This window comes from Mycobacterium scrofulaceum, assembly GCF_001667885.1.
Lineage (GTDB): Bacteria > Actinomycetota > Actinomycetes > Mycobacteriales > Mycobacteriaceae > Mycobacterium > Mycobacterium scrofulaceum_C.
This window is the reverse complement of the sequence record NZ_LZJW01000144.1, coordinates 16401-27070: the sequence shown is the minus strand read 5'-3', so window position 1 is coordinate 27070 and position 10670 is coordinate 16401. Positions and strand designations below refer to the sequence as shown.

Sequence of the window (10670 nt, the reverse complement as noted above, 5' to 3'; positions counted from 1 at the left end):
ACGGAAAACCCGAACTTCATTACGCCACACCGTGTACTGACGTCCGCCGACGGATACCCGATCACCGGCGCGGCAGGCTTCGTCTTGCCTGCCAGGCAAGGCCGGGGACGCTACGTGCGAGGTCCGGCCGACTCCCGGCGAAACAGCGCAGCGCACGATAGAACGCCCAAACCTGCCGCGGGGTGGGAATCTTCGGTATCCACACCAGCTCCCAATGAATCCCATTGATCGGGTCGTCGAAGAACACGGCGTAATAGCCAGGCCAGTACTGCGGGTATCCCTTGGGCTCGTCTGTGACCGGGATATCCCGCGCGATCAAGAATTCGTGATGGAAGCGGTCGACCTCTTTCCTGCTCCGAGCCCACAGCGCAATGTGATTGATGCCGACCGCTTGGTCGCTGTGGGCCAGCTTGCCTCCCGTGCGGGCGGGCTGGATGCCGATGTAGCTGTGCGTGTTGAAATGCTGCGTCATGTAGTAAATCGATTGATACTCCATGTTCAGCGACGAGAAGCTGCTGTAACCGAGCCAGCCGAAGAACGCGTCGTAGAAGGCGACGGAAGCGTCATAGTCCAGTACAGCGAACTCAACATGGCTTACCCCGCGCCATCGCATCGTGCCTCCCCGAGGGTCGCTAACTACAGACTGTAGTAACAACGACGGGTCGGCCTGCAGCCTGGTTGCTCCCGTCGCTTCACCGAATAGCCGTGCCGGGTAAGCCTCCGTGTCTACGGTCGTCGGATGGGGGTCCGGGACGCCGTCATGGCGGGTGTTGCCAGGCAGCTCGGTCATCCAAGTGGGCTGCGCGGACGGCTGGTCGGTGCGGCCCTCAATCGGGGCAACCGGGCCCTCGTGAGCGCCGCCGCGCGAGCGCTGCACGCCCGTGGGGCCTCGGCGGTGGCCGATGTCGGGTTCGGTGGCGCAGTGGGGCTGAAACTCCTGCTCGACAGCGTCGGCCCGTCGGGCAGTGTTCATGGTGTCGAGGTGTCGGAGACCATGCTCAGCCAGGCCGCCCGGCGCTACCGCCGCGACATCGCAACCGGGCGGCTGTCATTGCATTCCGGGTCCATGACGCAGTTGCCCTTTCCCGACGGGGCATTGGACGGCGCCATGACCGTCAACACCATCTACTTCGTCGCGGAGCTCGACAGAGCTTTCGCCGAGCTCGCCAGGGTGATCAACAGCCGTGGCCGGCTCGCCATCGGACTCGCCGACCCCGAGGTGATGGCAAAACTGCCATTCACGGGACACGGGTTTCACCTCCGTCCCGTGGCGGACGTGGCCGACACGTTACGCAGCACCGGCCTGACAGTCGAACACCGTCAAATCAGTGAACGCGCCAATGCACCCCACTTGCTGATCGCCCACGCCGTCACCTGACGCGTCGCCAATGAGTGGCGCGACATCGTCGAGGCCCACATCGGCTTCGAGCGAAAACGGGGCTCAGACGTTTGCTTGCGGCCGAACTCCACCATCATCCGGTAAACCCGCCAAGGCCCGTGCGACCGATTCCGTCGTCGACAGATGAACGCCGATACGTTCGAGGTCGGCAAGTCGCTCCTCGCTGGTCTGCGATACGGCATCGGCGACCAGCACAGTGCGCAGATCGCGTTCACTGGCGTCGAACAGCGTGGCACGAGGGCAATTCGGCAAATTGCAACCCGCGACGACGACGGTGTCACAGCGCTCCTGCCTGAGCCACTCCTCCAGGCCCGTGCGATAGAAACCGCTCCACCGAGGTTTGAAGACGATCACCTCGCGGCTCCCGACATGCTGTAGCTGGCCCGAGAGCAGAGCAGCAGAATCCAGCCGCACCCCACCAGGTATCGCCCCCTCCGCTATCTGTGCCCCGTCGGAGCCGGGAGCGGCGATCTGTGCGCCTTCTTCAACCATGCGACGCCGGGGCAGGTCAACATCCGAGCCGCCCGGCTCATACAGCCTGACGACATGAGCTATCGGCCTGCCGGCCGCACGAAATGCTGCCGCCAGAGCGGCAACCCGCGGTACCACCGCGGAGGTACCCGGGATCGCCGACACCCCGTCGTCAAGAAAATCCCGCTGTAGGTCCACTACGACAAGAGCGGCGGCATCCCAGTGGGGAGTCGTGTAGTCGGTCACTTGTCCACCTTCACGTCGTCTACACGTTGAACCGGAACTCCACCACGTCGCCGTCGGCCCCGACTACTGCTGTCCTTCCAGCAGATGGGCATACGGGTCAGCGTCGCCACCAACCGATTCCGGCATCGGATAGTAGGTCTTGATGAGCAGGTTTCCGTCGTCGTCCCAGGCGAAGGTCTCGATGCTGTATGCAACGCCGACGTTCGGTTCGGTGCCGAAGTGGTTCTCGCATACCCAGGCCATCTCGTTCCCATTGACCTGAACCGTGATCATCTTGATCTTGAGGATCGACTGAAACATGTCGAACGCCTCCGAAGTGGCGGCGTCGAAACCGTGCTTCTCCTCGGTGCCAACCGGGTCGAACATGCGAACCTCACCGGGACAGATGGTGCGCCACGACGCGACCCACTCGTCCTTCTTTCCCGCATTCCACAGATCGGCGTGCTTGGACGCGTGTGCCAAACGCGCCCGCCGGCTCGGAACCTTACTCATCGGTGCCCATCTCCGTTCTCGTCAACGTGATGGTCACGATAGCTGGACACCTGTCCAGCCGGAAGTGTCTATGCCCTGGCCTTCGATCTACACGTTGAACCGGAACTCCACGACGTCGCCGTCGGCCATGACGTAGTCCTTGCCTTCCATCCTTACTTTGCCGGCCGCCTTGGCCGCCGCCATGGAACCGGCGGCGATCAGGTCGTCGTAGGACACGATCTCGGCTTTGATGAAGCCCTTCTCGAAATCGGTGTGGATCACCCCGGCGGCCTTCGGCGCGGTGTCGCCTTGGTGAATCACCCACGCGCGCGCCTCTTTTGGGCCCGCCGTGAGGAACGTCTGCAGCTTAAGGGTGTGAAAGCCCGCGCGGGCCAGCGCGTCGAGCCCCCGCTCGGTCTGCCCGATGGACTCCAGTAGTTCAGCGGCGGACTCGTCGTCGAGCTCGTTCAATTCGGCTTCGATGGCCGCGTCCAGGAACACGGCGTCGGCGGGCGCCACCAATTCGCGCAGCTCGGCGATCCGCGCCGTATCGGTCAGCACCGCCTCGTCGGCGTTGAAGACGTACAGAAAAGGCTTGGTGGTCAACAGGTTCAGCTCCCGCAGCAACGACGCGTCCGCCCCGGCGCCGAACAGCGTTGTGCCGCCGTTCAACGTCTCCTGGGCGGCCGCCGCCGCGTCGTACACCGGCCTGCGCTCCTTGCTCGTGCGGGCCTCCTTCTCCAACCGCGGCAACGCGCGCTCCAGGGTCTGCATATCGGCCAGGATCAACTCCGTCTCGACCACCTCGATGTCGGACCGGGGATCCACCTGCCCGGCCACGTGGGTCACATCGTCGTCGGAGAACACCCGCACCACCTGGCAGATGGCGTCACATTCGCGGATGTGGGCCAGGAACTTGTTGCCCAGGCCCGCCCCCTCGGACGCGCCTTTGACCAAGCCGGCGATGTCGACGAATGTCACAGGCGCCGGCACGATGCGCTCGGACCCGAACAGCTCGGCCAGCTTGTCGAGTCGCGGATCGGGCAGCGGAACAACACCTTCGTTCGGCTCGATCGTCGCGAACGGATAGTTGGCCGCCACCACGTCGTTGCGGGTCAGCGCGTTGAACAGAGTCGACTTGCCGACGTTGGGCAGGCCCACGATTCCTAGGCTCAGGCTCACAGGGACCCAAGTCTAGGGGTCGGCGGCCGCACGGGCTGCCGTGGACCTTTCGGGCGCCTCCCAGGATCCCGAGCGTGGCACGCCCGGGATCGCTACAAGGTATTTACGGGGCTTTCGGCCCGTAGCCGGTACGGTCGACATGTGTCAGGACAGCGGGCAACGTCGACGGTGGAAGCCTCCCACCGGTCGATCCACCCAAATATCCCAGGTGTGCCGTGGTACGCGGCCCTGCTCCTCGCGGTCACCGCCACCGCGATCGGATACGGAATTGACGCCGGCCACAAGGAGCTGACGCATGTCTTCGCCGGCTTCTATATAGCCGGCTGCGTGGCGGCGGTGCTCGCGGTCCGCCAGGACGGGCTGTTCACCGCGATCATCCAGCCCCCGCTCATCCTCTTCTGCGCGGTGCCCGGCGCGTACTGGTTGTTCCACGACGCCAAGGTCGGCCACCTCAAAGATCTGCTGATCAACTGCGGATATCCGCTGATCGAGCGCTTCCCGCTAATGCTGGGAACCGCCGGCATCGTGCTACTGATCGGGCTGGTCAGATGGTATTTCGGGATGTCGCACCGGCCGGCCGCGGAATCGCACAGCTCCGACGACGCGGAACCCGCCAAATCCGTTCTCGGCGGGCTCGCCGCCAAGCTGCAGGCGATTCTGCGCCCGGAAACCGGCGAGGACGGCGAAGAGGAGGCGACACCGGCCAAGGCGCGGCGCAGCCGCGGGGCCAGTTCGTCGGCGCGGGAGCGCCGCACGGCGCGCGGCGATCGGTCCACCGCCCGCTCGGCCCGAGCCCATTCCCGGCGCACTCGGGAACCGCTGGACGACTCGGGCGAACCGGGCGAGCGGCGCGGCCGGAGAGGCTCGGCCGCCGCCCGGGACTATGACGCCGCGGAACCGCCACGCCGGTCACGCCGCCGCCCCCGGCCCGAGGCAGATCCGGAGACCCGCGGCCAGTCGTCCCGCGAAGGCCGTCGGGAGCCGCGCACCCGGCGCAACCCCTACGAGCCGCCCTACGAGCGGCCAGCCCCGCGGACCAGCCGTTTCGACGGGGCGGACCGGTACGGGGACCCGTTCGACCCGCCGGGCGAGCAATTCGGCCGGTTCGACAGCTACGACCGCTACGAGCCGAGGCGACGCCGCCCCGCACCCAACGGCAACGGCAACGGCAACGGCGGAACGCATCACCCCATCTCGCAGGTCCGCTACCGAGGGGCGGCCGACGAGCCCGCGGCCGAGCGTCGCCCGGAACGCCGCAACCGCTCCAGGGCGTACGGCCGGCCACAGCGACCCCCGATGGAATCCTGGGAATACGACGGCTGAGCGCCTCCGGCGCCCGAGCTGTCTAGAGAAGTGAGCGGATCTCGCGCGGCAGCGCGAACACCAGGGTCTCCTGCGCCGTCGTAACGGGCTGCACCACGCCGTAGCCGTAATCGGCCAGCCGCTCCAGGACACCGCGCACCAACACCTCGGGGACGGACGCGCCGGATGTCACGCCCACGGTGGTCACCCCGTCCAGCCACGCCGGATCGATGTCGTCGGCCCAGTCGACCAGGTGGGCGGCCGCGGCGCCGCCGCCCAGCGCCACCTCGACCAGGCGCACCGAATTCGACGAATTCCGCGACCCGACGACGATCACCAGCTGGCACTCGGGGGCCATCGCCTTGACGGCGACCTGCCGGTTCTGCGTCGCGTAACAGATGTCGTCGCTGGGCGGATCCTGCAGCTTGGGGAACCGCTGCCGCAGCCGGTCGACGATTTCCATCGTCTCGTCGACCGAGAGCGTGGTCTGCGAGAGCCAGACCACCTTGTTCTCGTCCCGCACGGTCACGTTGTCCACGGCGGCGACCCCGTCCACCAGCTGCACGTGGTCGGGGGCTTCCCCGGAGGTCCCGATGACCTCCTCGTGCCCCTCGTGACCGATCAGCAGGATGTCGTAGTCGTTGCGCGCGAATCGCCTGGCCTCGTTGTGCACCTTGGTCACCAGCGGGCAGGTGGCGTCGATGGTGTGCAGGTTACGTTCGGCGGCCGCGGCGTACACGGTCGGCGCCACCCCGTGCGCGGAGAACACCACGATGGACCCCTCGGGCACCTCGTCGGTCTCCTCGACGAACACGGCGCCGGCCTGCTCCAGCGTGTTCACCACGTGGCGGTTGTGCACGATCTCGTGGCGCACATACACCGGGGCGCCGTGCTTTTCCAGCGCGCGTTCGACCGTTTCGACGGCCCGGTCCACGCCCGCGCAGTAGCCACGCGGCTCGGCCAGAAGCACTCGCTTGCGGGCTGGATCGCTGGCTACCGAGCTGGACGCGCCGGGAATCCCCATGTCGACAGTCGGCGGCATGACACCAGCGTACGTTCTGCCGACACTGGCTTGCCAGCTCGCGGCGGCGGGCTTGGCGTTAGCGGTCGGTTAAGGCAATCTTGGACCCATGGCTACTGCACCGTATGGAGTTCGGCTACTGGTCGGCGCGGCGACAGTCGCCGTCGAGGAGACCATGAAGCTGCCGAAAACCATCCTGATGTACCCCATGACGTTGGCCAGTCAGGCGGCGCACCTTGTGATGCGATTTCAGCAGAACCTCGCCGAACTGGCGATCAAGGGCGACAGCACCCTGGAGAACATCTTTCCGCCGAAGGACGAGCAGCCGGAATGGGCGACGTTCGACGAGGACCTGCCCGCCGCGGTCGAACCATCCGCCGAGGACGGCACGGGTGAACGCGATCGCCGTACCGAGGGCCGGTTCGCGCTGTACTCGCTCGCCGACGCCGCGTCCGACGCCGCGCCGTTGAAGCAGGGCAGGAAATCCTCGGACGCGCCGTCGGTTCCGCAACCGGCGGTGGTGGCCGAGCTGGACTATGCGACGCTGACGCTGGCGCAGCTGCGGGCCCGCCTGCAATCGCTCAGCGTCGACGAACTGGAAGCGCTGCTGGCCTACGAGCAGGCCACCAAGGCCCGCGCGCCTTTTCAGACGCTGCTCGCCAACAGGATCACCCGCGCGAACGCGAAGTGACCCCGGCCACACAGTCAGAACCGAACTCCGCCGAGAACCCGTTTCCCGTGCGCGCGGTGGCCATTCGCGTCGCCGGCTGGATCGACAAGCTCGGCACGGTATGGGTTGAGGGCCAGCTGGCCCAGATCAGCGCGCGGCCCGACTCCAAGACCGTGTTCATGGTGTTGCGTGACCCCGCCGCCGACATGTCGCTGACCGTGACCTGTTCGCGCGACCTGGTGGCCAACGCGCCGGTGAAGCTGACCGAGGGCACGCAGGTGGTGGTGTGCGGCAAACCCTCGTTCTACACCGGTCGCGGCACCTTCTCGTTGCGCCTGTCCGAGATTCGCGCCGTCGGCGTCGGGGAGCTGCTGGCGCGCATCGACCGGCTGCGCCGGCTGCTGGACGCCGAAGGACTTTTCGATCCCCGGCTCAAGCGGCCAATCCCGTTCCTGCCCAACATGATCGGACTCATCACCGGCCGGGCGAGTGCAGCGGAGCGCGACGTGACGACGGTGGCCACCGGACGCTGGCCGGGGGTTCGGTTCGCGGTGCGCAACACCGCGGTCCAGGGCCCCAACGCGGTGGCCCAGATCGTGGAGGCGCTGTACGAACTCGACCGCCACGTCGAGGTCGACGTCATCGTGGTGGCCCGCGGCGGTGGCAGCGTCGAGGACCTGCTGCCGTTCTCCGACGAGACGCTGTGCCGCGCCATCGCGGCGTGCCGCACCCCGGTGATCAGCGCCGTCGGCCACGAACCCGACAACCCGCTGTGCGATCTGGTCGCCGACCTGCGTGCCGCCACCCCCACCGACGCGGCCAAGAAGGTGGTTCCCGACACCGCCGCCGAACTCCGGCTGATCGACGAGCTGCGCCGGCGCAGCGCTCAGGCGCTGCGCAACTGGGTGTCGCGCGAGCAACGCGCGCTGGCCCAGATCCGCAGCCGCCCGGTGCTCGCCGAGCCGCTGGCGGCACTGACGGCGCGCGCCGACGAGATCCACCGCGCCCGGTCGGCGATCCGCCGTGACGTCAACCGCCTGACCGCCGCCGAGACGGACCGCGTCGGCCACCTCGGCGCGCGGCTGGCCACGCTGGGACCCGCGGCCACGCTGGCCCGCGGCTACGCCGTGGTGCAGGCGGTGCCCGACTCCGGGCCCCCGACGGTGCTGCGGTCGGTCGCCGACGCGCCCGCGGGCAGCCGGCTGCGGGTGCGGGTTGCCGACGGCGCGATCGCCGCGGTGAGCGAAGGGCAGACCGATGGCCGCTGAAGACGACAAGTCAGTTACACCTATTAGTCAGCTCGGGTACGAGGCGTGCCGGGACGAGCTGATCGAAGTCGTGCGCCTGCTGGAGCAGGGCGGTCTCGACCTGGACGCGTCGCTGAAACTGTGGGAAAGGGGCGAGGAGCTGGCGAAGCGGTGTGAAGAACATTTAGCTGGGGCCCGCAAGCGCATCGAGGATGCGCTCGCGGCCGGCCAGGCGGACGACGCCTGAATGGGCCACTCGACGAAAGCCAAAGCCATGCCGATTTTCGAAATTGGAACACGTTTCAGTTATGCTTCGGCCCATGGCTGATGCAGCATTGACCACCGACCTCGGCCGCGTCCTGGTCACCGGCGGCTCCGGCTTCGTCGGCGCCAACCTGGTCACCACCCTGCTGGATCGCGGGTACCGGGTGCGTTCGTTCGACCGCGCGCCGTCACCGCTGCCCGAGCACCCGCAGTTGGAGGTGCTCGAGGGCGACATCACCGACACCGCCGTCTGCGCGCAGGCGGTGGACGGCATCGACACCGTCTTCCACACCGCGGCCATCATCGAGCTGATGGGCGGCGCGTCGGTGACCGACGCCTACCGGCAGCGCAGCTTCGGGGTGAACGTCGGCGGCACCGAGAACCTGGTGCACGCCGGACAGGCGGCCGGGGTCAAGCGATTCGTCTACACGTCGTCCAACAGCGTCGTGATGGGCGGCCAGAACATTCCCGGCGGTGACGAGACGCTGCCCTACACCACCCGGTTCAACGACCTGTATACCGAGACCAAGGTGGTCGCCGAGCGTTTCGTGCTGTCGCAGAACGGTATTGGCGGCATGCTGACGTGTGCGATTCGGCCCAGCGGCATCTGGGGGCGCGGTGATCAGACGATGTTCCGCAAGCTCTTCGAAAGCGTGATCGCCGGCCACGTCAAGGTGCTGATCGGCCGCAAATCGGCCCGGCTGGATAACTCCTACGTACACAACCTGATTCACGGCTTCATCCTGGCCGCCCAGCACCTGGTCCCCGGCGGCACCGCGCCCGGGCAGGCCTACTTCATCAATGACGGCGAACCGATCAACATGTTCGAGTTCGCCCGGCCGGTGGTCGAGGCCTGCGGTGTGAACTGGCCCCGGGTGCGGGTGAACGGTCCCTTGGTCCGCGTGGCGATGACCGGTTGGCAGCGGCTGCATTTCCGCTTCGGCATCCCCGCGCCCCTGCTCGAGCCGCTGGCCGTCGAACGGCTCTACCTGGACAACTACTTTTCGATCGCCAAGGCCCGCCGGGACCTGGGCTATGAGCCCTTGTTCACCACCGAACAGGCGATGTCGCAATGCCTCCCGTATTACGTCGAGATGTTCCAGCGGATGAAATCCCAAGCGGAGGTCGAGTCCCCGAAGCCGGCGGTCGGCGGGGGGCACTGATCGCGCCTGCGCGGGCGCTGACGAAAACATTGCGCCGGGGCTAAGGTTCCCTCAGCGGCGACGACGCGGAGGGCGGTCCGGTGGACACCGAATTCACGCTCAACCAGAAGCGCGCGCTCGCGGTGCTGACCGCGACCGCCGTGCTGTTCGGTGCGTACTTCCTGCGCAACTACTTCGTGCTGATCGTCGTGGCCGCGGTGGGGGCCTATCTGTTCACCCCGCTGTTCAACTGGTTCGGCAGGCGGCTGGGCACCGGCTTGGCGGCGACCTGCACCCTGTTGTGCGCGCTCGTGATCGTCATCGTGCCGGTCACGCTCCTGGTGATCCTGGCGATCGTTCAGATTTCGCGCATGATCGACAGCATCACGGAGTGGGTCAAGTCGACGGATCTCAGCGGGCTCGGCGACCGCGCATTGCGCGCGGCGAACGAGCTGCTGTCCCGGGTTCCCTTCGCGCACAAGACGATAACGACGGACACCCTGCGCAAGGCGATGGTCACGGTGGGCCGCAGTGTCGGGGAATGGGCCCTGCACTTCCTGCAGGGCGCCGTCGGTGGTATCGCCGGCGCGGTGACGTCGGCCATCATTTTTCTGTACGTCTTCGTCGCGCTGCTGGTGCACCGCGACCGCGTGCGGAAATTGATCGCCGACCTCAACCCCCTCGGTGACGAGGTCACGGACCTGTATCTGGCCAAAGCCGGAGCGATGGTGCGTGGCACCGTCAGTGGCCAGTTCGTCATCGCGCTGTGCCAAGGTGTCGCGGGCGCCGCGTCCATCTATGTCGCCGGCTTTCACCACGGATTCTTCATCTTCGCGGTCCTGCTGACCGCGTTGTCGATCATTCCGCTGGGCGGCGGGATCGTCACCATCCCCTTCGGCATCGGAATGATTTTCTACGGCAACATCGCCGGCGGCGCGTTCGTCGTGCTCTGGCATCTCGTCGTGGTCACCAACATCGACAACTTCCTGCGCCCGATCCTCGTTCCGCGCGACGCGCGGCTCAACCCGGCGCTCATGTTGCTGTCGGTGTTCTCGGGCATAGCCATGTTCGGCCCCTGGGGCATCGTGATCGGGCCGGTGTTGATGATCCTCATCGTCACCACCGTCGAGGTGTATCGGATGGTGTTCAAGGGCGCCGAGCCGGACGCGCCCGAGGCACCGCCCGTCCGCCGCAACCGATTTCGACGGAGGGCAAAGTCGGACGCGGCGCAGTCGGGCGCCGAATGACGCCGGCA

Annotated in this window: 12 protein-coding genes; 7 read left to right on the top strand and 5 right to left on the bottom strand. The window is 67.0% G+C overall.

Translation table 11 applies throughout. The annotated features are described in order from the left end of the window. Positions 1–61: 61 nt before the first annotated feature. Positions 62–613 carry a VOC family protein gene (locus tag A5681_RS20800; RefSeq protein WP_067279628.1) on the bottom strand — a complete coding sequence of 184 codons (552 nt, stop codon included), beginning with the start codon at positions 611–613 and terminating at the stop codon, positions 62–64. Positions 614–739: 126 nt separating this feature from the next. Here A5681_RS20800 and A5681_RS20795 point away from each other — a divergent pair, with 126 nt between their 5' ends. Then, positions 740–1378: a class I SAM-dependent methyltransferase gene (locus A5681_RS20795; RefSeq protein WP_067279624.1), complete on the top strand. Its 639-nt coding sequence runs from the start codon at positions 740–742 to the stop codon at positions 1376–1378. Between the two features lie 63 nt (positions 1379–1441). Here the strand turns inward: A5681_RS20795 and A5681_RS26730 are convergent, their stop codons facing one another. The 3 genes from A5681_RS26730 to ychF form a co-directional block, all read right to left on the bottom strand. Beyond that, positions 1442–2116: a cysteine hydrolase family protein gene (locus A5681_RS26730; RefSeq protein WP_082968464.1), complete on the bottom strand. Its 675-nt coding sequence runs from the start codon at positions 2114–2116 to the stop codon at positions 1442–1444. 63 nt (positions 2117–2179) lie between these two features. After that, the gene (locus tag A5681_RS20785; protein ID WP_067305725.1) at positions 2180–2608 is read right to left on the bottom strand and encodes a hypothetical protein; all 429 of its coding nucleotides are present in this window, start codon (positions 2606–2608) and stop codon (positions 2180–2182) included. Between the two features lie 87 nt (positions 2609–2695). Beyond that, positions 2696–3769 carry a redox-regulated ATPase YchF gene (gene ychF / locus A5681_RS20780; protein WP_067279612.1) on the bottom strand — a complete coding sequence of 358 codons (1074 nt, stop codon included), beginning with the start codon at positions 3767–3769 and terminating at the stop codon, positions 2696–2698. Positions 3770–3910: 141 nt separating this feature from the next. On the opposite strand from ychF, the gene A5681_RS20775 reads away from it, so the two are divergent. Then, on the top strand, positions 3911–5092 hold the full coding sequence (locus A5681_RS20775; protein WP_197498670.1) for a DUF6542 domain-containing protein: 1182 nt from the start codon (positions 3911–3913) through the stop codon (positions 5090–5092). A 22-nt stretch (positions 5093–5114) separates the two neighbouring features. Here the strand turns inward: A5681_RS20775 and A5681_RS20770 are convergent, their stop codons facing one another. Further along, positions 5115–6113, bottom strand: a complete 999-nt coding sequence (locus A5681_RS20770) for a 4-hydroxy-3-methylbut-2-enyl diphosphate reductase (RefSeq protein ID WP_067279605.1) — start codon at positions 6111–6113, stop codon at positions 5115–5117. 88 nt (positions 6114–6201) lie between these two features. Between A5681_RS20770 and A5681_RS20765 the strand changes: the two genes are divergently transcribed. The 5 genes from A5681_RS20765 to A5681_RS20745 all read left to right on the top strand — a co-directional run bounded on the left by A5681_RS20765 (position 6202) and on the right by A5681_RS20745 (position 10662). Continuing rightward, entirely contained in the window at positions 6202–6783 is a 582-nt protein-coding gene (locus A5681_RS20765; RefSeq protein ID WP_067279601.1) for a lipid droplet-associated protein, read from the top strand. After that, positions 6780–8030: an exodeoxyribonuclease VII large subunit gene (xseA, locus tag A5681_RS20760; protein ID WP_067279598.1), complete on the top strand. Its 1251-nt coding sequence runs from the start codon at positions 6780–6782 to the stop codon at positions 8028–8030. Before A5681_RS20765 ends, xseA begins: the two co-directional genes overlap by 4 nt. Beyond that, the gene (locus tag A5681_RS20755; protein WP_067279594.1) at positions 8020–8256 is read left to right on the top strand and encodes an exodeoxyribonuclease VII small subunit; all 237 of its coding nucleotides are present in this window, start codon (positions 8020–8022) and stop codon (positions 8254–8256) included. The genes xseA and A5681_RS20755 overlap by 11 nt, the downstream gene beginning before the upstream one ends. 61 nt (positions 8257–8317) lie before the next feature. Next, positions 8318–9436 (top strand): NAD-dependent epimerase/dehydratase family protein, encoded by a 1119-nt coding sequence (locus tag A5681_RS20750; protein WP_067279591.1) that lies wholly within the window; start codon positions 8318–8320, stop codon positions 9434–9436. 80 nt (positions 9437–9516) lie between these two features. After that, the gene (locus A5681_RS20745) at positions 9517–10662 is read left to right on the top strand and encodes an AI-2E family transporter (RefSeq protein ID WP_067279588.1); all 1146 of its coding nucleotides are present in this window, start codon (positions 9517–9519) and stop codon (positions 10660–10662) included. Positions 10663–10670 lie beyond the last annotated feature (8 nt).

Coding starts and splice junctions, on each gene's coding strand:
- A5681_RS20765 (WP_067279601.1), top strand. CDS start 6,202: ATGGCTACTGCACCGTATGGAGTTCGGCTACTGGTCGGCGCGGCGACA.
- A5681_RS20785 (WP_067305725.1), bottom strand. CDS start 2,608: ATGAGTAAGGTTCCGAGCCGGCGGGCGCGTTTGGCACACGCGTCCAAG.
- A5681_RS20770 (WP_067279605.1), bottom strand. CDS start 6,113: ATGCCGCCGACTGTCGACATGGGGATTCCCGGCGCGTCCAGCTCGGTA.
- A5681_RS20750 (WP_067279591.1), top strand. CDS start 8,318: ATGCTTCGGCCCATGGCTGATGCAGCATTGACCACCGACCTCGGCCGC.
- A5681_RS20795 (WP_067279624.1), top strand. CDS start 740: ATGGGGGTCCGGGACGCCGTCATGGCGGGTGTTGCCAGGCAGCTCGGT.
- A5681_RS20755 (WP_067279594.1), top strand. CDS start 8,020: ATGGCCGCTGAAGACGACAAGTCAGTTACACCTATTAGTCAGCTCGGG.
- A5681_RS20800 (WP_067279628.1), bottom strand. CDS start 613: ATGCGATGGCGCGGGGTAAGCCATGTTGAGTTCGCTGTACTGGACTAT.